This window comes from Streptomyces sp. Ru73, from assembly GCF_002920575.1.
Lineage (GTDB): Bacteria > Actinomycetota > Actinomycetes > Streptomycetales > Streptomycetaceae > Streptomyces.
The window spans coordinates 1-25,559 of record NZ_PQSQ01000044.1 but is presented as its reverse complement, the minus strand read 5'-3'; the positions used below and the strand labels follow the sequence as shown (position 1 = coordinate 25,559).

21 protein-coding genes are annotated in these 25,559 nt (G+C 72.1%); 14 read left to right on the top strand and 7 right to left on the bottom strand.

The features are described from left to right. Positions 1 to 87 precede the first annotated feature (87 nt). The 4 genes from C3486_RS19795 (at position 88) to C3486_RS19780 (ending at position 6,056) form a co-directional block, all read left to right on the top strand. Positions 88 to 891 carry an ATP-binding cassette domain-containing protein gene (locus C3486_RS19795; RefSeq protein ID WP_103834070.1) on the top strand — a complete coding sequence of 268 codons (804 nt, stop codon included), beginning with the start codon at positions 88 to 90 and terminating at the stop codon, positions 889 to 891. Continuing rightward, complete coding sequence (locus tag C3486_RS19790; RefSeq protein ID WP_103834069.1) at positions 888 to 2,183, top strand: sugar ABC transporter permease; 1,296 nt, start codon at positions 888 to 890, stop codon at positions 2,181 to 2,183. Before C3486_RS19795 ends, C3486_RS19790 begins: the two co-directional genes overlap by 4 nt. A gap of 260 nt (positions 2,184 to 2,443) precedes the next feature. Beyond that, entirely contained in the window at positions 2,444 to 4,384 is a 1,941-nt protein-coding gene (dxs, locus tag C3486_RS19785) for a 1-deoxy-D-xylulose-5-phosphate synthase (RefSeq protein WP_103834068.1), read from the top strand. A 169-nt stretch (positions 4,385 to 4,553) separates the two neighbouring features. Continuing rightward, on the top strand, positions 4,554 to 6,056 hold the full coding sequence (locus C3486_RS19780) for an amino acid permease (RefSeq protein ID WP_103834067.1): 1,503 nt from the start codon (positions 4,554 to 4,556) through the stop codon (positions 6,054 to 6,056). A 7-nt stretch (positions 6,057 to 6,063) separates the two neighbouring features. On the opposite strand, the gene C3486_RS19775 is transcribed toward C3486_RS19780, so the two are convergent. Further along, complete coding sequence (locus tag C3486_RS19775; RefSeq protein ID WP_103834066.1) at positions 6,064 to 6,474, bottom strand: NTP pyrophosphohydrolase; 411 nt, start codon at positions 6,472 to 6,474, stop codon at positions 6,064 to 6,066. 99 nt (positions 6,475 to 6,573) lie between these two features. On the opposite strand from C3486_RS19775, the gene C3486_RS19770 reads away from it, so the two are divergent. The 7 genes from C3486_RS19770 (at position 6,574) to C3486_RS19740 (ending at position 14,835) form a co-directional block, all read left to right on the top strand. Further along, a complete protein-coding gene (locus C3486_RS19770) occupies positions 6,574 to 7,323 on the top strand; it encodes a Clp protease N-terminal domain-containing protein (RefSeq protein WP_103834065.1) in 750 nt (249 codons plus the stop codon). Positions 7,324 to 7,489: 166 nt separating this feature from the next. Further along, on the top strand, positions 7,490 to 8,668 hold the full coding sequence (locus tag C3486_RS19765) for a CapA family protein (RefSeq protein WP_103834095.1): 1,179 nt from the start codon (positions 7,490 to 7,492) through the stop codon (positions 8,666 to 8,668). Positions 8,669 to 8,943: 275 nt separating this feature from the next. Beyond that, positions 8,944 to 11,178 carry a HAMP domain-containing protein gene (locus tag C3486_RS19760; protein WP_103834094.1) on the top strand — a complete coding sequence of 745 codons (2,235 nt, stop codon included), beginning with the start codon at positions 8,944 to 8,946 and terminating at the stop codon, positions 11,176 to 11,178. A gap of 7 nt (positions 11,179 to 11,185) precedes the next feature. After that, the gene (gene pgsB / locus C3486_RS19755) at positions 11,186 to 12,706 is read left to right on the top strand and encodes a poly-gamma-glutamate synthase PgsB (RefSeq protein WP_103834064.1); all 1,521 of its coding nucleotides are present in this window, start codon (positions 11,186 to 11,188) and stop codon (positions 12,704 to 12,706) included. Next, positions 12,703 to 13,185 carry a poly-gamma-glutamate biosynthesis protein PgsC/CapC gene (locus tag C3486_RS19750; RefSeq protein ID WP_103834063.1) on the top strand — a complete coding sequence of 161 codons (483 nt, stop codon included), beginning with the start codon at positions 12,703 to 12,705 and terminating at the stop codon, positions 13,183 to 13,185. The genes pgsB and C3486_RS19750 overlap by 4 nt, the downstream gene beginning before the upstream one ends. An 18-nt stretch (positions 13,186 to 13,203) precedes the next feature. Next, positions 13,204 to 14,313, top strand: a complete 1,110-nt coding sequence (locus C3486_RS19745; RefSeq protein ID WP_103834062.1) for a C40 family peptidase — start codon at positions 13,204 to 13,206, stop codon at positions 14,311 to 14,313. A gap of 9 nt (positions 14,314 to 14,322) precedes the next feature. Further along, complete coding sequence (locus C3486_RS19740; protein ID WP_103834061.1) at positions 14,323 to 14,835, top strand: NUDIX domain-containing protein; 513 nt, start codon at positions 14,323 to 14,325, stop codon at positions 14,833 to 14,835. A 101-nt stretch (positions 14,836 to 14,936) separates the two neighbouring features. Here C3486_RS19740 and C3486_RS19735 read toward each other — a convergent pair whose 3' ends face one another. Together C3486_RS19735 and C3486_RS19730 are read right to left on the bottom strand one after the other, a co-directional pair. Continuing rightward, positions 14,937 to 17,066, bottom strand: a complete 2,130-nt coding sequence (locus C3486_RS19735; RefSeq protein ID WP_103834060.1) for a 3-hydroxyacyl-CoA dehydrogenase NAD-binding domain-containing protein — start codon at positions 17,064 to 17,066, stop codon at positions 14,937 to 14,939. After that, positions 17,063 to 18,283 (bottom strand): acetyl-CoA C-acyltransferase, encoded by a 1,221-nt coding sequence (locus tag C3486_RS19730; protein WP_103834059.1) that lies wholly within the window; start codon positions 18,281 to 18,283, stop codon positions 17,063 to 17,065. Before C3486_RS19730 ends, C3486_RS19735 begins: the two co-directional genes overlap by 4 nt. A 240-nt stretch (positions 18,284 to 18,523) precedes the next feature. Here C3486_RS19730 and C3486_RS19725 point away from each other — a divergent pair, with 240 nt between their 5' ends. Then, positions 18,524 to 19,222, top strand: a complete 699-nt coding sequence (locus C3486_RS19725; protein ID WP_103834058.1) for a PepSY domain-containing protein — start codon at positions 18,524 to 18,526, stop codon at positions 19,220 to 19,222. A 92-nt stretch (positions 19,223 to 19,314) separates the two neighbouring features. Here C3486_RS19725 and C3486_RS19720 read toward each other — a convergent pair whose 3' ends face one another. The 3 genes from C3486_RS19720 to C3486_RS19710 all read right to left on the bottom strand — a co-directional run bounded on the left by C3486_RS19720 (position 19,315) and on the right by C3486_RS19710 (position 22,281). Then, complete coding sequence (locus tag C3486_RS19720) at positions 19,315 to 20,589, bottom strand: ribonuclease D (RefSeq protein ID WP_103834057.1); 1,275 nt, start codon at positions 20,587 to 20,589, stop codon at positions 19,315 to 19,317. A 130-nt stretch (positions 20,590 to 20,719) separates the two neighbouring features. Beyond that, positions 20,720 to 21,382 (bottom strand): response regulator transcription factor, encoded by a 663-nt coding sequence (locus C3486_RS19715; RefSeq protein WP_030261220.1) that lies wholly within the window; start codon positions 21,380 to 21,382, stop codon positions 20,720 to 20,722. 251 nt (positions 21,383 to 21,633) lie between these two features. Then, positions 21,634 to 22,281, bottom strand: coding sequence for a DUF3000 domain-containing protein (locus C3486_RS19710; RefSeq protein WP_103834056.1), 648 nt, complete (start codon positions 22,279 to 22,281; stop codon positions 21,634 to 21,636). A gap of 158 nt (positions 22,282 to 22,439) precedes the next feature. Between C3486_RS19710 and hemE the strand changes: the two genes are divergently transcribed. Then, complete coding sequence (gene hemE / locus C3486_RS19705) at positions 22,440 to 23,507, top strand: uroporphyrinogen decarboxylase (RefSeq protein ID WP_103834055.1); 1,068 nt, start codon at positions 22,440 to 22,442, stop codon at positions 23,505 to 23,507. A 48-nt stretch (positions 23,508 to 23,555) separates the two neighbouring features. Here hemE and C3486_RS19700 read toward each other — a convergent pair whose 3' ends face one another. Beyond that, on the bottom strand, positions 23,556 to 24,938 hold the full coding sequence (locus tag C3486_RS19700) for an FAD-dependent oxidoreductase (protein ID WP_103834054.1): 1,383 nt from the start codon (positions 24,936 to 24,938) through the stop codon (positions 23,556 to 23,558). Positions 24,939 to 25,141: 203 nt separating this feature from the next. Between C3486_RS19700 and C3486_RS19695 the strand changes: the two genes are divergently transcribed. After that, positions 25,142 to 25,474 (top strand): hypothetical protein, encoded by a 333-nt coding sequence (locus tag C3486_RS19695; RefSeq protein WP_103834053.1) that lies wholly within the window; start codon positions 25,142 to 25,144, stop codon positions 25,472 to 25,474. Positions 25,475 to 25,559: the final 85 nt, after the last annotated feature.

Below are 25,559 nucleotides of genomic sequence, written 5' to 3'. Positions count from 1 at the left end.
CGCCCCGGCCCCGGCCCGCGCCCGTGGAGGCGCGGACCGCCGGGCAGCCTCGTACGCACCATTCCCGCCCGACAGGCGGCGAAGGAGATGATTCACGTGTCCGCTGCGCCCGTGCTGGCGTTGCGCTCGGTCTCCAAGCGGTTCGGCGCCGTCCAGGCGCTCACGGACGTCACGCTGGAGATCGAAGCCGGTGAGGTGGTCGCCCTGGTCGGCGACAACGGCGCCGGCAAGTCGACCCTCGTCAAGACCATCGCCGGGGTCCACCCCATCGACGAGGGCACCATCGAGTGGGAGGGGCGTCCGGTCCGCATCAGCCGGCCGCACGACGCCCAGGAGCTCGGTGTCGCCACCGTCTACCAGGACCTCGCGCTCTGCGACAACCTCGACGTCGTCGCCAACCTCTTCCTCGGCAGCGAGCTGCGCCGCGCCTCCGTGCTCGACGAGATCGCCATGGAGAAGCGCGCCAAGGAGCTGCTGGACACCCTGTCCATCCGCATCCCCAGCGTCCGCATCCCCGTGGCGGCGCTCTCCGGCGGTCAGCGCCAGGTCGTCGCCATCGCCCGCGCGCTGATCGGCGACCCCAAGGTCGTCATCCTCGACGAGCCCACGGCGGCCCTCGGCGTCGAGCAGACCGCCCAGGTCCTCGACCTCGTCGAGCGGCTCCGCGAGCGTGGCCACGGCGTCATCCTGATCAGCCACAACATGGCCGACGTGCAGGCCGTGGCGGACCGGGTCGCGGTGCTGCGCCTCGGCCGCAACAACGGTGTCTTCTCCGTGGCGGACACCTCCCACGAAGAGATCATCGCCGCCATCACCGGCGCCTCGGACAACGCCGTCACCCGCCGCAAGGCGCGTACGGACCAGGTGAAGAAGGAGCAGGGCGCGTCATGAGCAGCGACCTCACCAAGAGCGGGAGCGCGGCGGGCGCCCCGGCGGAGGAGAGCGCCGTCCCGGCCGCCGCCGTCGACCCGCGGCTGCTCGTCCGCGAGCAGGGCTTCAAGGGGTACTGGACCGACTTCACCCGGCGGATGCGCGGCGGCGAGCTGGGCTCGATCCCGGTCGTCCTCGGCCTCATCGTCATCGCGGTCGTCTTCCAGCTGCAGACCAGCAGCTTCCTGTCGGCCGGCTCCCTCGCGAACATCGGCGTCTACACCTCCGGCCTCGGCATCATGGCCGTCGGCATCGTCTTCGTCCTGCTGCTGGGCGAGATCGACCTCTCGGTCGGCTCGGTGGCCGGTGTGGGCGCCGCGGTCTGGGCGGTGCTCAGCGTCACCAACGGCCTGAACGACTGGCTGTCCGTGCTGATCGCCATCGCCTGCGGCCTGCTCATCGGCGCGCTGCACGGCTTCTTCTTCGCCAAGATCGGCGTGCCGGCCTTCGTGGTCACCCTCGCGGGCTTCCTCGGCTGGAGCGGCCTGCAGATCTGGATGATGGGCAAGGAAGGCTCCATCAACACGCCGGACGACAGCGTGGTCTCGTACCTCACCGGTTACTACTTCGAGGACAAGGCGGCGGCGTACGGCCTGGCCCTGGTCGCGGTGCTGGCGTACGCGGGCTCGCTGCTGCTGGACAGCAAGCGGCGCAAGGCCGCCGGGCTGCCCTCGCGGCCGCTGAGCGAGGTGGGGCTGCGCACCGCCGTGGTCGCGGTGATCGCCTTCGCCGTCGCGTACGTGCTGAACGAGCCGGCCGGCGCGCGGGGCCTGCCGCTGGCGCTGGTGCTCTTCCTCGCGGTCCTGGTCATCGCCGACTTCGTGGTCCGCAGGACCAGCTACGGCCGGCAGATCTTCGCGGTCGGCGGCAACGCGGAGGCGGCCCGCCGGGCCGGCATCAACGTCGACAAGGTCCGGATCACGGTCTTCGCGATCTCCGGGATGCTCGCCGCGTTCGGCGGGCTCTTCATCGCCAGCCTCTCCGGCGGCGCGACGAAGAACCTCGGCGCGGGCAACACGCTGATGAACGTGATCGCCGCCGCGGTCATCGGCGGCACCAGCCTCTTCGGCGGCCGCGGCAAGATCTGGTCGGCGCTGCTGGGCATGCTGGTCATCCAGTCCATCCAGCAGGGTCTGAACCTGCTGGGCATGGCCAGCGAGATCCAGTTCATGATCACCGGTGCGGTGCTGCTGGCCGCCGTCGTGATCGACTCGGTCTCGCGGCGGACCCAGAAGACGGCCGGCCGCACCTGACGGCCGCGCCCGCACGTAACAGCTCTGCCACGAAATCCGGACACGCGCGGGCGGCCGAAACGCCCGTCCCGGTCATCTCCGTCCGACCCGTACGGCCCTGCCAGGCACGACGTGCCAGGTGGGGCCGTACGGGTGAGATAGATCGCACGGCCCGGGCGCGGCGGCTCCGGGCGGAACATTAGACTCGACTGATCGGCAAGCTCGATCAAGCTCGAACCGGCGACCAGGTTCGAACAACGCTCGAACGCAAGGAGGCACGGGTGGCCCTGCTGACCCGCATCACGGGACCGCGCGATCTGGACCGGCTCGGCCCGGAGCAGCTGGAGCAGCTGGCGGGAGAAATCCGTACGTTCCTGGTCGACGCCGTCTCCAAGACCGGCGGGCACCTCGGCCCGAACCTCGGCGTGGTCGAGCTGACCATCGCGCTGCACCGCGTCTTCGAGTCGCCCAAGGACAAGGTCCTCTTCGACACCGGCCACCAGTCCTACGTCCACAAGCTGCTCACCGGCCGCCAGGACTTCTCGAAGCTGCGGGCCAAGGGCGGCCTGTCCGGCTACCCCTCGCGTGCCGAGTCCGAGCACGACGTCATCGAGAACAGCCACGCCTCCACGGTGCTCGGCTGGGCCGACGGCCTCGCCAAGGCCAACCAGGTGCGCGGCACGGACGACCACGTCGTCGCGGTGATCGGTGACGGCGCGCTCACGGGCGGCATGGCCTGGGAGGCGCTGAACAACATCGCGGTCGCCAAGGACCGCCCGCTGGTCATCGTCGTCAACGACAACGAGCGCTCGTACGCGCCGACCATCGGCGGCCTCGCCAACCACCTCGCCACGCTGCGCACGACCGACGGCTACGAGCGGTTCCTCGCCCGCGGCAAGGACCTGCTGGAGCGCACGCCGGTCGTCGGCAAGCCGCTCTACGAGACGCTGCACGGCGCGAAGAAGGGCCTGAAGGACTTCATCGCCCCGCAGGGCATGTTCGAGGACCTGGGCCTGAAGTACGTCGGCCCGATCGACGGCCACGACATCGAGGCCCTGGAGTCCGCGCTGCAGCGCGCCAAGCGCTTCGGCGGCCCGGTCATCGTGCACTGCCTCACCGAGAAGGGCCGCGGCTACGAGCCCGCCGAGCAGGACGAGGCCGACCGCTTCCACGGCATCGGCGTGATCCACCCCGACACCGGCCTCCCGGTGGCCGCCTCCGGCGCCGACTGGACCTCGGTCTTCGGCGAGGAGATGGTCAAGCTCGGCCGGGAGCGCGAGGACATCGTCGCGATCACCGCGGCGATGCTGCAGCCGGTGGGCCTCAAGGCGTTCGCCAAGGAGTTCCCCGAGCGCATCTACGACGTGGGCATCGCCGAGCAGCACGGCGCGGTCTCCGCCGCCGGCCTGGCCACCGGCGGCCTGCACCCGGTCTTCGCGCTGTACGCCACGTTCCTGAACCGCGCCTTCGACCAGGTCCTGATGGACGTGGCGCTGCACAAGTGCGGCGTCACCTTCGTCCTGGACCGCTCCGGTGTCACCGGCACCGACGGCGCCTCGCACAACGGCATGTGGGACATGTCGATCCTCCAGGTCGTACCGGGCCTGCGGATCGCCGCGCCGCGCGACGCCGACCAGGTGCGCGCCCAGCTGCGCGAGGCCGTCGAGGTCGACGACGCGCCGACCGTGGTGCGCTACTCCAAGGGCGCGGTCGGCCCGGCCGTCGAGGCCGTGGACCGGATCGGCGGCATGGACGTGCTGCGCGCGCCGGCCGAGGACGTCAAGAAGCCCGACGTGCTGCTGGTCTCCGTCGGCGCGCTCGCCCCGATGTGCCTGGAGATCGCCGACCTGCTCGACAAGCAGGGCATCTCCACGACCGTGGTCGACCCGCGCTGGGTGAAGCCGGTCGACGCGGCGCTGCCGGGCCTGGCGGCGAAGCACCGCGTCGTGGTCACCGTCGAGGACGGCATCCGCACCGGCGGCGTCGGCTCCGCGGTCGCGCAGGCGCTGCGGGACGCGGGCGTGGACGTGCCGCTGCGCGACTTCGGCATCCCCGAGCGCTTCCTCGACCACGCCTCGCGCAAGGAGATCATGGCCGAGATCGGCCTTACCGCGCCGGACATCGCGCGTCAGGTCACCGGCCTGGTCGCGAAGATCGACGGGCGTTACGACGAGGCCGCCGACGGCCGTTCCGCCGAGCCGGCCCAGGTCATTCAGGACTGATCGCAGCGGTCAAGGGGCCGGTGCTCACTCCTCCGGGTGAGCACCGGCCCCTCCGCATATCGAGTGATCTCCGGATCCTGCGGGCAAGCCGTCACTGACTGTTCCCGGCCATTGCCGAAACTCGGTCAGTCGGGGATTCCCAGACGGTCGTCCAGGCGGAGGTCCGCACATGAGCAGTTCGTTGCCAGAGCCGGAGGGGCGCCGCCGCGGCCTCCTCCGGACCAAGACGGTCGAGGAGTCGATCCGCGACACCGAAGAGCCGGAGCACGCGCTCAGGAAGTCGCTGTCCGCGCTGGACCTCACGGTCTTCGGTGTCGGTGTGATCATCGGTACCGGCATCTTCGTCCTCACCGGAAAGATCGCCAAGGAGTCGGCCGGCCCGGCGGTCGCCGTCTCGTTCGTCGTCGCCGGCGTGGTCTGCGCGCTGGCCGCGCTCTGCTACGCCGAGTTCGCCTCCACCGTCCCGGTCGCCGGCTCCGCGTACACCTTCTCCTACGCCTCGCTCGGCGAGTTCCCCGCCTGGATCATCGGCTGGGACCTGGTCCTGGAGCTGGCGCTGGCCTGCGCCGTGGTGGCCGTCGGCTGGTCCGGCTACATCCGCTCGCTGCTGGACTCGGCGGGCTTCCACCTGCCGCAGCAGCTCTCCGGCACCCACGAGGGGCACTTCGGGTTCGACCTGCTCGCCTGCATCCTCGTCCTCGTGCTGACCGCCATCCTCGTCGCCGGCATGAAGCTGTCCTCGCGGGTCACCGCGGTGGTCGTCGGCATCAAGGTCACCGTCGTCCTGCTCGTCATCATCGTCGGCGCCTTCTTCATCAACGGCGCCAACTACCACCCGTTCGTACCGGAGTCCGTGCCCAGCTCGGGCGGCGGCGGTCTGCAGGCGCCGCTGGCCCAGGTGATGTTCGGCTTCACCCCGGCGAACTTCGGCGTGATGGGCATCTTCGCGGCCGCCGCCGTGGTGTTCTTCGCCTTCATCGGCTTCGACATCGTCGCCACCGCCGCCGAGGAGGCCCGCAACCCGCAGCGCGACGTGCCGCGCGGAATCCTCGGCTCGCTGCTCATCTGCACGGTGCTCTACGTCGCCGTGTCCATCGTCGTGACCGGCATGCAGAAGTACAGCAAGCTGTCCACGGACGCACCGCTCGCCGACGCCTTCAAGGCCGTCGGGCACCCCTTCTGGGCGGGCCTGATCAGCTTCGGCGCCGCGGTCGGCCTCACCTCGGTCTGCATGATCCTGCTGCTCGGCCAGAGCCGGGTCTTCTTCGCGATGAGCCGCGACGGCCTGCTGCCGCGGGTCTTCTCCACGGTCCACCCGCGCTTCGGCACGCCCTACCGGTCCACCATCGCGCTGGGCGTGGTGGTCGCGGTGGTGGCGGGGTTCACCTCCATCGACGTACTCGCCGAACTGGTCAACATCGGGACCCTGTTCGCGTTCGTCGTGGTCGCGCTCGGCGTGATCATCCTGCGCCGTACCCGGCCCGACCTGCCGCGTACCTTCCGTACCCCGCTGGTGCCGCTGGTGCCCGTCCTGTCGGTGCTGGCGTCCCTGTGGCTGATGGTCAACCTGACCGCGGAGACCTGGCTGCGGTTCGCCGTCTGGATGGCGATCGGGCTGGTCTTCTACTTCGTGTACGGGCGGTCGCACAGCCGGCTGGGCCGCCGCGGCTGACCGCCCCTCACCTGCCGTGCGCCCGGCCGCCGGGGCCGGCCGGGCGCACCGAGCGCGGGCCCGCCACGCGGGCGCCCAGCGCCTCGACGCGGGCGCGCAGGCCGCGGTCGGCGGTCACGACCACGCAGGGCCGCCCGTCGGGCCGCTCCGCGACCAGCTCCACGATCCGGTCGTCGCCGCTGCCGCCGGCCGACTCCACCCGTACCCCGTCGACGCTGCGCACGCCGCGTGCCGCGCCCTCCACGACGAGGACCAGCTCGACGGGCGGGTCGGCGACGCCTGGGATGCCGGTCTCGCCGTACGCCACGAGACCGTCGCGCAGCCGCTCGGCCGCGCCCCGCCGGTCGTGCCACCAGCCGTCGGGCACCGAGCCGACGACGTTGGCGCCGTCGACGATGAGGGTGGTTGTCGCTGTCATGCGTTCATCGTGGCACCGATGCGGCGCCGCGGGCTCCCGTTACGGCAGAATCGACAACCCAGGGTTGACGGCCCGAGGTCGTCAACCTATGGTTGACGCATGGCAGATTCCGTGGAACCCGTACGTAGCACGCATCCGGTACGCCTCGACGACCTGATCGAGGCCATCAAGAAGGTCCACACCGACGCGCTCGACCAGCTGACCGACGCGGTCCTCGCGGCCGACCACCTCGGGGACGTGGCCGACCACCTGATCGGCCACTTCGTGGACCAGGCGCGGCGCTCGGGCGCCTCCTGGACGGAGATCGGCAAGAGCATGGGCGTCACCAAGCAGGCGGCCCAGAAGCGCTTCGTCCCCAAGGGCCCCGCGACCCCCGACCTCGACCCGAACGAGGGCTTCGGCCGCTTCACGCCGCGCGCCCGCAACGTCGTCGTCACCGCGCAGAACGAGGCCAAGGCGGGCGGCCAGGCCGAGATCGGCACCGGGCACCTGATCCTCGGCCTCCTCGCCGAGCCGGAGGGGCTCGCGGCGCGCGCCCTGGCCGCCCAGGGTGTCTCGGCCGAGGCCGTGCGCGAGGCGGTAGCGGCAGCGCAGCCGCCGGCCGCCGAGGACGGGACGCCCGCCCTCATCCCCTTCACCGCGGCCGCCAAGAAGGCCCTGGAGCTGACCTTCCGCGAGGCCCTGCGGCTGGGCCACAACTACGTCGGCACCGAACACGTGCTGCTCGCCCTGCTGGAGCAGGAGGACGGCGACGGGCTCCTGACCGGCCTCGGCGTCACCAAGGAGGCCGCCGAGACCTGGATCAGGGAGACCCTGGACGCCCTCACGGCGGCCGGCCCGAAGGAGTGACGCGCGGCCGTTGCGGCGCCGGTCACGGCCGGCGCCGCAACGGCCGCGAGCCGGCCGCCCGTTCGCGCAATCGTTATCCTGTTCGTCCGAACGACGGTCAAAGTTGTATAAAGTTGACTGAGTGACGAATCGCCCTTACCGGAGTCCCCGTGCCTCCCGGAGACTTCTGGCCGCCACCGCCGCCCTCCTCGCCCTGACCGGCCTCACCGGCTGCGCCGGCGCGGAGACGGAAGCCGCGGTGAAGCCGGACGGCCGCCGCTTCACCCTCGCGGCGGCCGGTGACATCCTGATCCACCCGGAGCTGACCGAGCAGGCGCGCAAGGACGCGGCGGCCACCGGCGGCGGCGCGCAGGGCCTGGACTTCGACCGGATCATGGCCGGCGTGAAGCCCGTGATCAGCAAGGCCGACCTGGCCGTCTGCCACTTCGAGACGGTGGCGGGCGAGCCCCGCGGCCCGTTCCGCGGCTTCCCCGACTTCGTCGTGCCCCCGCAGATCGCCACGACGCTCAAGAAGACCGGGTACGACACCTGCTCCACGGCCTCCAACCACACCCTCGACCACGGCGCTTCCGGGGTGCAGCGGACGCTGGACGTGCTGGACGCGGCGGGGCTGAAGCACACCGGCTCGGCACGCAGCGCCCGCGAGGCCGCCACCCCGCTGATCACCGACGTCAAGGGCCTCAAGGTCGCCCAGCTCTCCTACACCTTCGGTTTCAACGGCACCGGTGTGCCCGCCGACAAGCCGTGGCTGGCCAACACGACCGACCTCGGGAAGATCAAGGCCGCCGAGCACGCCGCGCGCAAGGCCGGCGCCGACGCCGTCGTCCTCAGCATCCACTGGGGCAGCGAGCACCACCCCGAGCCCAGCGCCGACCAGCTCGGACTGGGGCGCAGGATCGCCCGGGAGACCGGCATCGACCTGGTCATCGGCCACCACGCGCACGTCGTGCAGCCGATGGAGAAGGTCGACGGCACCTGGATCGCGTACGGGCTCGGCAACCAGCTCGCCCGGCACGAGAAGCCCTCGGGCCTGACCGAGGAGGGCGTGATCGGCTGGTTCGAGTTCGCCGAGCGGCAGGACGGCGGCTGGGACGTCAGCCCCAAGTACGTCCCCACCCTCGTCGACCTGCCGCCGGACCCCGACGAGAGCGGCCGGCTGCCCGCGGGGGCTGTCACCGCCCACCGGCTGGTCGACGTCGCCGCCGCGCTCCGCGACCCCGACGGGCTGAGCGAGGACCGCGCGGCCCGCTACCGCCTCGCCTTCGAGCGCACGCGGGGCACGCTGCTCAACCGCGGTGCCGCCGCCGACGGACTGCGGCCGCTGGAGCCGCTGCCGGCCGGCTGAGCCGCACCGCGCGCCGCCCCGCCCGGCGCGGGACGTAGTCCACGTCACAGCTTGTTCTTACGAAATCCGTACAACCCTTCGGTCGCCGTACGGGTCTTCCATGCGGTTCCACCGCAGGAGCGTGCCCGTACCGCTCCCGCGCCGGGAGCCACCGTCCACCCGCACGTCAGCCCGTACGCAGCCCTGGAGCGCGCTCCGGCTGAGCTCCAGGAAGGGAGCACCCGTTGGCCGCTTCGGCTGCGAAGCGGCGGCACAAGGTCCGCCGACGGGCCGACATGTCCCTGCTGGGCGGCATCCGGCCGCCCATCGCCGTGCTGTCGGCCCTCATCCTCACCTTGACCGGCATCACCGCGCTCACCCTCGGCCGGATGGGCCAGGACCCCGTCGCCAAGGCGGTGCTGACCTCGCAGCAGCACTTCGCCGAGGACGGCGCCCTCGCGATGCGCGCCTCGATCGACGAGGGCGTCACCGACCTCACCCGGGTCGCGGGCCTCTTCAGCGCCTCCGACCCGGTCCCGGCCGACGCCGTCCTGGACAAGCTGGGCAACGTCTACCAGAAGTGGCGCGGCACGGCCGTCATCGAGATCAAGTCCGGCAAGCTGCTCGCGGCCCGCGGCGAGAACGTGCCGCTGACCGCCATCGACCGCTCCCGGCTCTCCGAGGAGGGCGGCCTCGCGCCCCGCATGATCCGGCTGCCGAACGGTGAGACCCGGCTGCTCACCCTGGCCACGCTCACCTGGAAGGGCCGGCCGCAGCAACTCCTCGTCTCCACCAGCAACCTGAAGTTCCCCGGCATCAGCCTCGGCGACTTCCGCTCCATCGCCGTCGTCGACCAGCGGGGCGAGGTGCTCAGCAGCGACGGCATCCCCGAGCCCGAGCAGGTCTCCGGCGACGCCGAGCGCGCGGACGTCGCCCGGTCACGCAAGCAGCTGCGGTCCTTCGCGGCCGACGCGGCCCGGCGGACCGCGCAGCACCCGCTGGGTGCAGAGGAGCCCGGCTCCGGCGACTTCCGCGGCGCCAGCGGCTCGCTGGTCGGCGAGCGGTACTCCGGCACCCGGTCGGTCGCCGGGTACGCCGCGCTCCCGGCCGCCGACCCCGCCGAGCCCTCCGTCGCCACCGGCCTCGGCCTGACCGTGGTCGCCGTGGTCGGCGTCGCCGAGGACCCGACGGCCGCCAGCAGCCCGCTGATGGGCCTGATCGCGGCGGGCGCGCTGTTGGTCATCGGCGGCCTGAGCGTCGCGCTGCTGCTGGGCACCGTGCAGCGCCCGCTCATCCGCCTCTTCCTGGAGAGCCGCCGCCTCACCCGCGGCGACCTCACCCGCCCGGTGACCGTGCCCCGCTACGGCGAGGCCGCCCGGATCGGCACGGCACTGGAACGGCTGCGCCGCCAGCTCCTCGGCGAGAGCGCGGGCCCGGCCGCACCGGCGGGCCGCCGCGGCTCCCGGTTCGGCACCCGCGCGCTGATCGCCGTCAGCGCCGTCCTGCTCTTCGTGTGGTGCGCCCCGCTGCTGCTGCTCGTCAACCGGGCCGGCGACTCCGTCGTCGTACCCCAGCAGCTCGTCAACGACCAGCGCGAGCGCACCGACACGCTCACCGACCGGGTGCGCCGCGCCCTCAACGAGGGCCAGGCCGACCTGGTCTCGCTCGCCGCGCTCATCGGCGACCGCACCGAGCCCGCGCAGATGGCCAAGGTCCTCCGCGAGACCCGCACCGAACACGCCCGCTACCGGTCGCTGTACGTCCTCGACGGCAACGGCAAGGTCCTGGCGCGCGACGGCGACGAGCCGCGGAGCCCGGCGGGCAGGGCGCCCACGGGCGCGTCCGTCCGGCTGCTGAACCACACCGGCAAGGAGCCGGTGGTGCTGGGCACCGCCGAGGTGCCGGGCCGCGCGGGCGCCGCCGTGGTCGGCGAGTTCCGCATCGACTTCCTCAACGCGCTGCTGAAGCGCCCTGGGCTGGGCGTCGTCCGCGTCGTGGACCGCGAGGGCCGCGTCATCGGCGGCAACACCGGCTACCGGGCCTTCCAGGAGCTGCCGGACGACCGGCTGACGGAGCTGGTCGCCGCCGGCCACCAGAAGGCCGCGCGGGGCGCGCGTCCCAGCGGCGTGCTGTACCGCGACGGCTCCGGCGTCCGGATCGCGGCCGCCGCGCCGTTCGCCGGCGGCGGCGCCGCCGAGGACCTGCAGTGGACCGTCGTCAGCTGGCAGCCCGCCTCGAACCTGGAGATCCCCGCCTACCGCCTGCAGAACCGCACCGTGCTGGCCGGCCTGCTCGGCTACACCGCGGCCGTGGCCTGCCTGGGCTGGCTGCACATCGTCGTCGTCCGCCCGCTGCGCGCGCTCGCCGGGCAGGCCGAGGCGCTGGCCGGCGGGGACCGCCGCACCGTGCTCTACCCGCGCCACCACGACGAGGTCGGCGCCGTCACCCGCAGCCTGGAGATCATCCGGCAGCAGCTGCAGGGGCAGCCGCGCAAGCGGGACGGCGCGGCCACCCTCGCCGGAAGGAACTGACCCCACCGTGCTCTTCCTCTACACCGTGCTGGTGGTGTCCGGTGCCGTCCTGCTGGTCGCGGGCGTCATCGAGCAGCGGCGGCACTTCGCCAACCTGGACCGGATACCGACCCGGGTGCTGGTCAACGGCATCCGCGGCAAGAGCTCCATCACCCGGCTGTGCGCGGGCGCGCTGCGCGGCGGCGGGCTGACCACGGTCGCCAAGACCACCGGTACGGCGGCCCGCTTCATCCACCCGGACGCCACCGAGGAGCCCGTCTACCGGAAGTTCGGCATCGCCAACGTCGTCGAGCAGATCGGCATCGTCCGGCGCGCCGCCACCTACCGCCCTGACGCGCTGGTCATCGAGTGCATGGCGGTCATGCCAGCGCTCCAGGAGATCAACCAGTCCAAGCTGATCCGCTCCACGATCGGCGTGCTCTGCAACGTCCGCGAGGACCACCTCGCCGAGATGGGCCCCACCCTGGACGACGTGGCGCGCTCGCTCTGCCGCTCGATGCCCGAGGGCGGCATCTGCGTCACCGCGGAGAAGGACCGTTTCCACATCCTCCAGGAGGAGGCCGAAGCGCGGGACTGCGAGCTGATCTACGCCGATCCCGAGTCGGTCACCGACGAGGAGCTGCGCGGCTTCAGCTGGTTCACCTTCAAGGAGAACGTCGCCATCGCGCTGGCCGTCGCCGAACTCCTCGGCGTCGACCGGGACACGGCACTGAAGGGCATGTACGACGCGCCGCCGGACCCCGGCGTGCTCTCCGTCGAGCGGTACGCCACCGAGGACGGCAAGAAGCTCCGCTTCGCCAACGTCTTCGCGGCCAACGACCCCGAGTCGACGCTGATGAACATCAACCAGCTGCTGGACCTCGGCGCGATCCACCGCCCCCTGAACGTCGTCATCAACTGCCGCCCCGACCGCGTCGAGCGCAACGGCCAGATGGGCGAGATCATCCCCGACCTCGAACCGGAGCAGGTCTTCGTCATCGGCCATCCCGCCAAGTCGGCCATCGACGCGATTCCCGCCGGGTGGCGGGACCGCGCCGTCGACCTCGGCGGCGACCGGCGCGACCCCGAGGAGTTCATGGCGCAGCTGCTCGGCCGGCTCGGCCCGGACTCCTCGCTCGTCGCCATCGGCAACATCCACGGCCAGGGCGAACTCCTGCTGGAGCACCTGGCCGAGCTGCCGCCGGACGACACCCCGGACCCGGCGGCCGCCGGCGTGCCGGAGCACGTGGACACCATGCAGCTCTACGCGCCCACGGTCGATCCGTACGCGCCGTACCCGGAGGGGTACGAGGCCCGGCACCAGCCGTGGGCCCCCGCGCACCAGCCGTACGTGCCGGTGCAGCGGAGTGAGCCGGAGCCGTACGTGCCCGTGCAGCGGAGCGAGCCGGAGCCGTACGCACGCGGCATGTTCGAGCCCCGCGTGCCGCCGGCCCCGGCCGGCGGCACGCCCCAGGAGTGGCCCCAGCTGCCGCCGCCGTCGCACCAGCCGCACCAGAGCCACAGCCAGAGTCCAGGAGAACACCGTTGATCCCGTCCGTCCTCACCCCCGAGATCGCCGCGATCGGGATCGCGCTCGGCCTGCTCTTCTCGCTGGTCTGCTACCTGACGACCAACCTCTCGCCGGGCGGCATGATCACGCCCGGCTGGCTCGCGCTGACCCTGGTCGAGGACCTCCAGCGCGCCGCGATGGTCGTCGGCGTCACCGTCCTCACGTACGTCTCCGTCCTGCTCATGCAGCGCTTCGTGATCCTCTACGGCAAGCGGCTGTTCGCCGCCGTGGTGCTCACCGGCGTGGCCCTGCAGGCGACCGTCATGATCATCCTGTCGGTCGAGTTCCCGCTGATGTACGCCAACCAGACCCTCGGCTTCATCGTCCCCGGCCTGATCGCCTACCAGCTCGTCCGCCAGCCCAAGGGCCCGACGCTGCTCGCCACCGGCTCCGTGACGCTGATGGCGTTCGTCGTCCTCACCGCCGGGATCCTCCTCGGCTTCATGCCGTCCGCCTGACCCGTACGGAGACCGCTGATGACCGCCACCGGCAAGACGACCGGCACGTCCAGCAGGACGGCCGGCAAGAAGAAGCGCGCCGTCGTGCACACCGTGACCGTGCTCGCGCTGCTCGGCACGAGCGCGTTCCTGACCGTGGAGCTGCGCAAGCAGGAGCAGGCCAAGGCCCCGGCCGTGCAGGCCGTCACCGACAGCCCGGTCCTGGAGTCCAGCACGAAGACCGACACGGGCGCGCAGCACTGGGAGCGGCTGCGCCACCCCGACCGCTCGGTGCTGCGCGGCCGGAACGGCGCGGTGCTCGCCACCTTCACCGACGGCGCCCGCACCGCCACCCTCAAGGGCCCCAGCCGGACCTTCGCCGAACCCGCGTACACCAGCTCGCGGGTGGTGACGGAGGACTGGGTGCGGCTGCTGCCGGAGCCGTGGCGCAAGGGCGCCGAGAAGGAGAAGTGGTTCAAGGACTGGTTCAAGCAGTACTTCGGGAGCGAGGAGGACGACGTCTTCGCGATGGGCTTCCAGTACGTGGACCGGGCCCCGGTGAAGAAGGACGACGAGGGCATCGCCTACGCGGGCGACGCCAACTTCGGCCCGCTGAACCCCAACGGCAGCGAGGGCAACGACCTCCGCGAGGAGCTGTCGGACTTCTACGACTACCTCGGCATCCCGTACACCTTCCGGGACGGCGTCACCCAGGTCCCCGAGGCCAAGCGCGCCCGCTCGGTGGACTGCTCGGGCTTCATGCGGCTGCTGTGGGGCTACCGCGCCCGCTACCCCCTGATGTCCAGCGACAAGTCCGGTGACGGACTGCCGCGTACGGCCAACGGCATCGCCCGCTCCGACGTGGGCACCGACGTCATCCCGCTCAAGGGCGTGGGCCCGGCGGACCGGCCCGCCTCGATCGACGTCCTCCAGCCGGGCGACCTGGTCTTCTTCAAGCTCGACGCGCGGACGAAGCAGCGCCTGGACCACGTCGGGATGTACCTCGGGCACGACACCGACGGCCACAAGATCTTCCTCTCCAGCCGGGAGGAAGTGAACGGCCCCACCATCGGCGACAAGGGCGGCACCTCCCGCCTGGACGGCAACGGCTACTACGCGTCCCACCTGCGCAGCGCGAAGCGGCTGTAGGCTGCGCGGATGCCGCTGCTCACACGGTTACGGGGCGGGCGCCGCTCCGCGCGGGTGCTGCTCGTCGACGGCGGCGGCCGGGTGCTCCTCTTCCGGTCGCTGCGGGTCATGGGGCGGCCGGAGGCCGGGTACTGCTGGCTCACGCCCGGCGGGGGAGTGCGGCGCTGGGAGCGCACGGCGCGGGCAGCGGCGCGCGAACTGGCCGAGGAGACCGGCCTGTCGGTCCCGCACACCGCACTGACCGGCCCGGTGGCCCGCACCTCGGGACACGCGGACCTGGGCTGGCGCACCGGCCTGTTCGAGGACGTCTTCTACCTGTACCGGGTGTCCCGGCACGACGTGGACACCGGCGGCTTCGAGGCCCACGAGCGGGCCACGATCGTCGGCCACCGCTGGTGGACCCCCGAGGAGCTGGCGGCCGCACCGGAGGAGGTCTACCCGCACGGCCTCGCCGCCCTCCTCACCGCCATCCTGGCCGGCCGCCTCCCGGCCACCCCCGTACGCCTGCCCTGGCACCACTGACGGCCCGCGGCGCGCGTCCGGGCACGGAACTGCCCCGGCACCACTGAGGGATGGTGCCGGGGCAGTGACCCGTGGAGGCGGCGGGGCCGCCCGGTGGGGAGTTACGCGGGGACGCTCGCGACGCCCGGGGCGAGGAACTTCTTGCCGTTGACCCGCTCGGAGACGCCCGCACGGTCCAGGTACGGCGTGATGCCGCCCAGGTGGAAGGGCCAGCCGGCGCCGGTGATCAGGCACAGGTCGATGTCCTGCGCCTCGGCCACCACGCCCTCGTCCAGCATCAGGCCGATCTCCTGCGCCACCGCGTCCAGGACGCGGTCGCGGACCTGCTGCTCGGTGAGGACCGTGTCGCCCTGCTGGAGCAGCGCGGCGACCTCCGGGTCCAGCTCGGGCTTGCCCGAGTCGTAGACGTAGAAGCCGCGCTTGCCGGCGTCCACGACGGCCTTCAGGTTCGGCGACACCTTGAAGCGCTCCGGGAAGGCGCGGTTCAGGGTCTCCGAGACGTGCAGGCCGATGGCCGGGCCGACCAGCTCCAGCAGCACCAGCGGGGACATCGGCAGGCCGAGCGGCTCGATGGCCTTCTCCGCCACGTCCACCGGGGTGCCCTCGTCGATGACGTTCTGGATCTCGCCCATGAAGCGGGTGAGGATGCGGTTCACGACGAACGCCGGGGCGTCCTTGCAGAGCACCGCGGTCTTCTTCAGCGACTTGGCGACCGAGAAGGCGGTGGCCAGCGACGCGTCGTCGGTCTTCTCGCCGCGCACGATCTCCAGCAGCGGCAGGATCGCGACCGGGTTGAAGAAGTGGAAGCCCACGACCCGCTCGGGGTGCTTCAGCTTCGACGCCATCTCCGAGACGGACAGCGAGGAGGTGTTGGTCGCGAGGATGGCGTGCGCCGGGGCGACCGCCTCGACCTCCGCGAACACCTGCTGCTTGACGCCCATCTCCTCGAACACGGCCTCGATGACGAAGTCCGCGTCCGCGAAGCCGTCCGCCTTGTCCAGGACGCCGGAGACCAGGCCCTTGAGGCGGTTGGCCTTGTCCTGGTTGACGCGGCCCTTCAGCAGCAGCTTGTCGATCTCGTCGTGCACGTACTGCACGCCCTTGTCGATGCGCTCCTGGGAGATGTCGGTCAGCACGACCGGCACCTCCAGGCGGCGCGCGAACAGCAGCGCCAGCTGGCTGGCCATCAGCCCCGCGCCGACCACGCCGACCTTGGTGACCGGGCGGGCCAGGCTCTTGTCCGGGGCACCCGCGGGCCGCTTGGCGCGCTTCTGCACCAGGTTGAACGCGTAGATGCCGCTGCGCAGCTCGCCGCCCATGATCAGGTCCGCGAGGGCCTGGTCCTCGGCGTCGAAGCCCTGGCGCAGGTCGCCGTTCTTGGCCTTGGCGATGATGTCCAGCGCGCGGTAGGCGGCCGGGGCCGCACCGTGCACCTTGCCGTCGGCGATGGCCTTGCCGCGCGCCACGGCCTGGTCCCAGGCCTCGCCGCGGTCCAGCTCGGCCCGGACGACCTCGGTCTCGCCCTTGAGGACGGACGCGGTCCAGATCAGCGACTGCTCCAGGAAGTCCGCGCCCTCGAAGATCGCGTCGGCGATCCCGAGGTCGTAGACCTGCTGGCCCTTGAGCTGCTTGTTCTGGTTGAGCGAGTTCTCGATGATGACCGAGACCGCGCGGTCGGCGCCGATGAGGTTCGGCAGCAGTACGCAGCCGCCCCAGCCGGGCACCAGGCCGAGGAAGACCTCGGGCAGCGAGAAGGCGGGCAGCGCCTTGGAGACGGTGCGGTACGAGCAGTGCAGGCCGACCTCGACGCCGCCGCCCATGGCAGCGCCGTTGTAGTACGCGAAGGTCGGCACGGCGAGCGCGGACAGCCGCTTGAAGACGTCGTGGCCGCCCTTGCCGATGGCGAGCGCGTCCTCGTGCTTCTTCAGCAGCTCGACGCCCTTGAGGTCGGCGCCGACGGCGAAGATGAACGGCTTGCCGGTGATGCCCACACCGACGATCCCGCCGTCCGCGGCCTCCTTCTCGACCTGGTCGATCGCCACGTTGAGGTTGGCGAGCGACTGCGGCCCGAAGGTGGTCGGCTTGGTGTGGTCCAGGCCGTTGTCCAGGGTGATCAGCGCGAACCGGCCGGCGCCCTGGGGGAGGTCGAGGTGGCGCACGTGCGCCTGGGTCACGACCTCGTCGGGGAACAGCTCGGCCGCCCCCTTGAGAAGCTCTGCGGTGGTGCTCACTTGCCTGCCCCCTCGAAGTGCGGGTTCTCCCAGATCACGGTGCCGCCCATGCCGAAGCCGACGCACATGGTGGTGATGCCGTAGCGGACGTGCGGCTGCTCCTCGAACTGGCGGGCCAGCTGCGTCATCAGACGCACGCCGGAGGAGGCCAGCGGGTGGCCGAACGCGATGGCGCCGCCGTACTGGTTGACGCGCGGGTCGTCGTCGGCGATGCCGTAGTGGTCGAGCAGCGAGAGCACCTGGACGGCGAACGCCTCGTTGATCTCGAACAGACCGATGTCATCGATCGTCAGACCGGCCTTGGCCAGCGCCTTCTCGGTCGCCGGGACCGGGCCGATGCCCATGACCTCCGGCTCCACGCCGGCGAACGCGTAGTCCACCAGGCGCATCTTGACCGGCAGGCCCAGCTCGCGCGCCACGTCCTCGGCGGCGATCAGCGAGGCGGTGGCGCCGTCGTTCAGGCCCGCGGCGTTACCGGCCGTCACGCGGCCGTGCGCGCGGAACGGCGTCTTGAGGTTCGCCAGGTTCTCCAGCGTCGTGCCGGGGCGCATCGGCTCGTCGGCGGTGGCCAGGCCCCAGCCGGTCTCGCCCGCCTCCGCGTTGGTGCGGCGCACGGAGATCGGCACCAGGTCGGCCTGGATCTTGCCGTCCGCGTACGCCTTGGCCGCCTTCTCCTGGCTGCGCACGGCGTACTCGTCGGCGCGCTGCTTGGTGATGTGCGGCAGGCGGTCGTGCAGGTTCTCCGCCGTCATGCCCATGAAGAGCGCGGACTGGTCGACCAGCTTCTCGCTGACGAACCGCGGGTTCGGGTCGACGCCCTCGCCCATGGGGTGCCGGCCCATGTGCTCGACACCGCCGGCCACGGCGATGTCGTACGCGCCGAAGGACACGCCGCCCGCGATGGACGTCACGGCGGTCATCGCACCGGCACACATCCGGTCGATCGAGAAGCCGGGCACGGACTGCGGCAGACCGGCCAGGATGCCGGCCGTCCGGCCCAGGGTCAGGCCCTGGTCACCGATCTGCGTGGTCGCGGCGAGCGCGACCTCGTCGATCCGGGCCGGGTCCAGGTCCGGGTTGCGGCGCAGCAGCTCCCGGATGCACTTGACGACCAGGTCGTCGGCGCGGGTCTCGTGGTAGATGCCCTTCGGGCCCGCCTTGCCGAACGGGGTGCGGACGCCGTCGACGAAGACGACGTCCCTAGCGGTACGAGGCACGTTGGCTCTCCTCCAGGTGCGGGGTGGCACTGCTGCGGGGCGCGCTCATGGCGCGCTGCCCACCGTCATGCTACTTGCGGGTAACCAACCTGCCCAGCCCCCTCGGCCGGAGCGGCGAACGTCACATTCACCTGCTGTTGCTCCAGGGGCGTTCCGGGACTTGGCGCGATCCGGGTGGCTTCGCCCGGTCCTCGCTGTGCCGCGGACTTAAGGGGACGTATCACCCCTACTCTGCCTCCCATGGATACGAAGCGAAGCGGAACGCTCGCGTACGGGAATCGCCCGGCGCGGCTGCGCGCGGCCGGCCTGGTGTGTGCCGTGGCCGTGGCGGGCGCGCTGGTCACCGGCTGCGGCGACGACAAGGGCGGCGGCGGGGGCGGCTCCTCGTCCCCGTCGGAGTCCGGCGGCGGCAAGTCCGCCGCCGCCTCGCCGAGCGGGAGCGGCAAGCTCACCCAGGACCAGGCCGAGCGCAAGGCCCTCATCCCGAAGGCGAAGATCACCTACGACAAGGCGCTGGCGGCCGCCACCGGCGCGGTGTCCGGCTCCAAGCCGGTCAGGGCCGAGCTGAAGCGCGGGATGGACGGCAAGCCGGAGTGGGAGGCCGAGGTCGCCACCTCCGACGGCACCAAGAGCGAGGTCGTCGTCGACGCGGTCTCCGGGAAGGCGGCCAAGCCCCGGCCCGACACCGACGAGGACAGCGAGGACAAGCAGAAGCTCGCCGGCCGGCTCAAGAAGGCCACGGTGACCGCCCAGCAGGCGGCCCAGGTGGCCACGGACAAGAAGCAGGGCAAGATCAGCTCGATCGAGCTGGACGACAACGACCAGGGCAAGGTCATCTGGTCCGTCGACGTCGTCACCACGAACGACTGGAACAAGACGACGTACGACATCGACGCGTCCAGCAAGAAGGTGCTCCGCACCCACGTCGACAGGGACTGAGCGCCGAGTACGGCCCCGCCGCGCCGCAAAACGCCGGACGGGCCGGTGCGTACCGGCCCGTCCGGCGATTGAGGACAGGACGCCCGCAGGCGTCAGCCCGCAGACGAGGTGCTCAGCGCCTCCACCAGCAGCGGCGTCACCAGCTCGACCTGCCAGGGCCGCGCACCGTACCCGGCCAGCGCCTCGGCAACGGCCGACGGAGTCGGCTCCGGCGGCTCCCAGCACACCCGCCGCACCGTGTCCGGCGTGATCAGGTTCTCCTGCGGCAGGTGCAGCTCCTCCGCGAGCGCGGTCACCGCGGCGCGGGCCGCGGTGAGCCGGGCGGCGGCGGCCGGGTCCTTGTCGGCCCAGGCGCGCGGCGGCGGGGGACCGTTCAGCGGCTGGCCCGGCTGCGGCAGCTCCGACTCGGGCAGTGCCCGCGCCCGGTCGATCGCCGCCTGCCACTGCTCCAGCTGCCGGCGGCCCATGCGGTGCCCGAAGCCGGACAGGGAGGCGAGCGCGTGGACGTTCGGCGGCACGTTCAGCGCCGCCTCCACGATCGCCGCGTCGCCCAGCACCTTGCCCGGCGAGACGTCCCGCTTCTGCGCGACCCGGTCGCGGGCCGTCCACAGCTCCCGTACGACCGCCATCTGGCGCCGTCGTCGCACCTTGTGCATCCCGGACGTACGGCGCCAGGGGTCCTTCCGGGGCGGGGCCGGCGGAGCGGCGGCGATGGCCGCGAACTCCTGCCGGGCCCACTCCAGCTTCCCCTGCCGGTCCAGCTCCTCCTCCAGCGCGTCCCGCAGGTCGACCAGCAGCTCCACGTCGAGCGCGGCGTACCGCAGCCAGGGCTCCGGCAGCGGGCGGGTGGACCAGTCCACCGCGGAGTGGCCCTTCTCCAGCGCGTAGCCGAGGACGTTCTCGACCATCGCGCCGAGGCCGACCCGCGCGAAGCCGGCCAGCCGGCCGGCCAGCTCGGTGTCGAAGAGCGAGGCCGGGACCATCCCTATGTCACGCAGGCAGGGCAGGTCCTGGGTCGCCGCGTGCAGCACCCACTCGGTGCCGGCGATCGCCTCGCCCAGCGCGCTCAGGTCGGGGCAGGCGACCGGGTCGATCAGGACGCTGCCCGCGCCTTCGCGGCGCAGCTGGATCAGGTAGGCGCGCTGGCCGTAGCGGTACCCGGAGGCCCGCTCGGCGTCCACGGCGACCGGGCCGCTGCCGGCCGCGAAGGCGGCGACGACCTGCGCGAGGTCCTCGTCGGTCGCGGTCACGGGCGGGATGCCCTCGCGGGGTTCGAGAAGCGGGACCGGTGCCGGCCGGGGGTCTTCCGTTGCGTCCCCGGGGGTTCGCAGTGTCGAGTCTTCTGCGGTCTTTTGGGCGTCGGTCACCAGTCAAGGGTATCGGTGTATGCACCACGTCCGCCGAGGGAACGTTCCCTCGACGGACGCTGTACCTATGTAAAGCCAGGAGAAGCGGGCGGGCGGACGGCCGGGCGGTCCGGGCGGGCGGTCCCGGAGCTCAGTGGATGATCCCCGTACGCAGCGCGACGGCGACCATGCCGGCCCGGTCTCCCGTGCCGAGCTTGCGGGCGATGCGGGCCAGGTGGCTCTTGACGGTGAGGGCCGACAGGCCCATCGAGACGCCGATGGCCTTGTTGGACTGGCCTTCGGCGACCAATCTCAGCACCTCGACCTCGCGCCCCGAGAGCTCGCGGTACCCGCCGGGGTGGCCGGGGGCGCCGGGCGGACGGCGGTGCATGCGGGCCGCGCCGGCGCCGATGGGCGCGGCGCCGGGACGGCCCGGGATGCCGAGGTTGGTGCGGGTGCCGGTGACGACGTAGCCCTTGACGCCGCCGGCGAGGGCGTTGCGTACCGCGCCGATGTCGTCGGCCGCGGAGAGCGCGAGGCCGTTGGGCCAGCCCGCCGCCCGGGTCTCGGACAGCAGGGTGAGGCCGGAGCCGTCGGGCAGATGGACGTCGGCCACGCAGATGTCGCGCGGGTTGCCGACGCGGGGGCGGGCCTCCGCGATGGACGATGCCTCGATCACGTCGCGTACTCCGAGGGCCCACAGGTGGCGGGTCACGGTGGAACGGACGCGCGGGTCGGCCACGACGACCATGGCCGTCGGCTTGTTCGGGCGGTAGGCGACCAGGCTCGAAGGTTGCTCGAGGAGAACAGACACCGGGCCTCCTGGGGAGTGGCGGGGACGGAAGCCGGCTTCAGGGGAGGGTGAGCCGGAGTGCTCCCGTGTTTGAAGGGTCATAGACCTCTTCGGCAGTAGTCCGGCCGGACTTTAGAGTTTGATCACGATTTAATTGGGACCAATTCGGGCAAATCGGAAGCGTGATCGGGGCCGGGGCAGCACGACCGCGGCCCGGAACCGCCTCGGAGGCGGCCCGGGCCGGACGGGGAGGAACCGGAAAGAGGAGCTGATCAGCGCGGCTGCGGCCCCCGCCGCTGCGGCAGCGGCACCACGCCGCCCCGCGCCGTGGGCTCGACCGGCGCCGGCGGCAGCCCCGCCACCTGGCACAGCAGATCGCACCACGCCGTCAGATGCAGCTCGGCGTCCCGCACCCCGCGGGGCCCCTCGGCCGGCGTCCACGAGGCACGCAGCTCGATCTGGGTGGTCGGCTGCCGGTCGCCGAGCCCGCCGAAGTAGTACGACCCCGCGCGCGTGACCGTGCCGCTCGGTTCCCCGTACGGCACCCCGCGCGCCTCCAGCGCGCCCGTCAGCCAGGACCAGCACACCTCCGGGAGGAGCGGGTCGGTGCCCATCTCCGGCTCCAGCTCGGCGCGGGCCAGCGTCACCACCCGGAAGGTGCCGCGCCAGGCGTCGTGGCCCGCCGGGTCGTGCAGCAGCACGAGCCGGCCGTCGGCCAGGTCCGTGTCGCCCTCCGCGTCCCGTTCGACGACCGTCGCCTCCAGCGCGTGCGCGAACGGCGCGAGCCGTTTCGGCGCGGGCATCGGCGCGATCTCGATCTCGGGTCGCAGCCTGGTCGCGTGGAGGGCCTCGACCGCCTGACGGAAGGCGATCGGGGTCTCGTCCGCGCTGTCCGCGAGGTGTTCGTGAGCCGCTGCCATGCTGGGAAGGTTAGGCGCAATGCGGCGTTCATATGCGGAGGACACCCGGTGGGCGGGTCGCCCGTTCGGAGGTGTCTCGCGCGCGTGCGAAGATTTGGGGCGTGAGTGCCAACGACGTTGCCCGCGCTCTCCACTCCGACCGAGCAGGGGAGACCCCCATGACGGGCCAGCAGCCAACCGCCTCCTTCGCCCCGGAGAGCACGCGCGAGTCCGCGTTCCTCAAGGCCTGCCGCCGGGAGCCGGTCCCGCACACCCCGGTGTGGTTCATGCGCCAGGCCGGGCGCTCACTGCCGGAGTACCGCAAGGTCCGTGAGGGCATCGCCATGCTCGACTCGTGCATGCGGCCCGACCTGGTCACCGAGATCACGCTGCAGCCCGTCCGCCGGCACAACGTCGACGCCGCGATCTACTTCAGCGACATCGTCGTCCCGCTCAAGGCCATCGGCATCGACCTGGACATCAAGCCCGGCGTCGGCCCGGTCGTCGAGCGGCCGATCCGCACCCGCGCCGACCTGGAGCGGCTGCGCGACCTCACGCCCGAGGACGTCTCGTACGTCTCCGAAGCGGTCCGCATGCTCGTCGGCGAGCTGGGCTCCACCCCGCTCATCGGCTTCGCGGGCGCCCCCTTCACCCTCGCCAGCTACCTCGTCGAGGGCGGCCCGTCCCGCAACCACGAGCACACCAAGGCGCTCATGTACGGCGACCCGCGGCTCTGGGCCGACCTGCTGGACCGCCTCGCCGACATCACCGCGTCCTTCCTCAAGGTGCAGATCGAGGCCGGCGCCAGCGCCGTGCAGCTCTTCGACTCCTGGGTCGGCGCGCTCGCCCCGGCCGACTACCGCCGCTCCGTCATGCCGGCCTCCGCCAAGGTCTTCGAGGCCGTCTCCGGGTACGGCGTACCGCGCATCCACTTCGGTGTCGGCACCGGCGAGCTGCTCGGCCTGATGGGCGAGGCCGGCGCGGACGTCGTGGGCGCCGACTGGCGGGTGCCGCTGGACGAGGCGGCCCGCCGCGTCGGCCCCGGCAAGGCGATCCAGGGCAACATCGACCCGGCCGTCCTCTTCGCCCCGCGCGAGGCCGTCGAGGCCAAGGCCCGCGAGGTGCTGGACGCCGCCGCGGGCCTTGAGGGCCACGTCTTCAACCTCGGCCACGGCGTCCTGCCGAACACCGACCCCGAGGCGCTGACCCGCCTGGTCGAGTACGTCCACGAGCAGACGGCACGCTGAGCCGCGCCGGGCGTCCGCCGCACGGCGGACGCCCGCGGCCCGGCACCGCTATCGCGCCACCGCGTCCGCCCGTACCGCCTGGACGGCCTTCCGCGCCGCCACCAGCACCGGGTCCCACACCGGCGAGAACGGCGGCGCGTAGCCCAGGTCCAGCGCCGTCATCTGCTCCACGGTCATCTTCGCCGTGAGCGCCACCGCCGCGATGTCCACCCGCTTCGCCGCGCCCTCGCGCCCGACGATCTGCACGCCCAGCAGCCGCCCCGTCAGCCGCTCGGCGAGCATCTTCACCGTCATCGGCGCGGCGTCCGGGAAGTACCCGACCCGGCTCGTGGACTCGATCGTCGCGGTGACGTACTGCAGGCCCACCGCCCGCGCGTCCTTCTCGCGCAGCCCGGTACGCGCGATCTCCAGGTCGCAGACCTTGCTGACGGCCGTGCCGACCACCCCGGGGAAGGTCGCGTAACCGCCGCCCACGCCGGAGCCGATGACCTGGCCGTGCTTGTTCGCGTGCGTGCCGAGCGCGATGTGCCGGTCCCGTCCGGAGACCAGGTCCAGCACCTCCACGCAGTCGCCGCCCGCCCAGATGTCCTCGTGGCCGCGTACCCGCATCGCCTGGTCGGTGAGGATCCCGCCGGACGCGCCCAGCGGCAGCCCCGCCGTCTCGGCGAGCGCGGTCTCGGGCCGTACGCCGAGGCCGAGCACCACCACGTCCGCCGGGTACTCCTTCTCCGCCGTCACCACCGCGCGGGCCCGGCCGTCGTCGCCGGTGCGGATCTCCGTCACCTCGGCGCCGCTGACCATCTCGATGCCCAGACCCGTCATCGCGTCGCGCACCAGGCGGCCCATGTCCGGGTCGAGCGTGGACATCGGCTCGGCGCCGCGGTCGACGACCGTCACCTCGTACCCGCGCTGGATCAGCGCCTCGGCCATCTCCACGCCGATGTACCCGGCGCCCACCACGACCGCGCGCCGCCCCTTGGTACGGGTCAGCGTGTCCAGCAGCGCCTGTCCGTCGTCGAGGGTCTGCACGCCGTGCACGCCCGGCGCGTCGATGCCCGGGAGCGGCGGCCGGAGCGGCTTCGCGCCGGTCGCGAGGACGAGCTTGTCGTACTCCGTCCACTCCTCCGCGCCGGTTTCGAGGTCGCGCGAGCGCACCCGCCGCTTGTCGACGTCGAGCTCGGTGACCTCCGTCCGCATCCGCAGCTCGATGTCGCGCGCCCGGTGCTGCTCCGGCGTCCGCGCGACCAGCGCGTCCCGGTCGTCCACGACGCCGCCCACCCAGTACGGGATGCCGCAGGCGGAGTACGACGTGAAGTGCCCCCGCTCGAAGGCGACGATCTCCAGCTCCTCGGGCTTGCGCAGCCTGCGGGCCTGCGACGCCGCCGACATCCCGGTCGCGTCCCCGCCGATGACCACCAGCCGTTCCGTCATGACAGGTTCCCCTTCGCACTCCGCGGCCTGCCCGGACACCGACCCGCCGGGCATCGCAAGGCTACGGCCTGCGCACTCCCGTCCGGCGCGGGTGACGGTGTCACGCGTGTGTCACAGCACTGTGTCCAGTGTTGGCAGCGATGTCCCTGAGTTGCCACGATGTATCCGGAAACGATGGTCCAGTTCGTGGCAGGGGGAGCCAGATGAAGTTCGACATGGGTGCGTCGACGCTGTCGACGCTGCAGTCCAAGTCGCAGGGGTCGAGCGAGGACCTCGGCTCACTGATCCGTCAGCTGGTGGATGCCGCCGCCCCGTTGGAGGGCAAGTTCAACGGTTCGGGCAAGGCGGCCTTCGATCAGTTCAAGGCGCGTTCGGACGAGATCGCCGCGTCGCTGCAGAGTTCGCTGTCGGGCATTCTCGGCGGCCAGAAGGGCATGGACTCGGCGTTCAGCTCGGGTGACCAGGAGCACGGCGACAACGCGCGGCAGCAGATGTCGGCGGCCAATTTCGACGCGGCCCGTTTCGGCGGCCGCTGACCGGTTCATCCTCCGTGCCCGCCCGAACGGGGCGTGTTTTTCGGTGTGACGGGAGTGAGTGTTGATGGGTGCTGCGGGTAAGGAT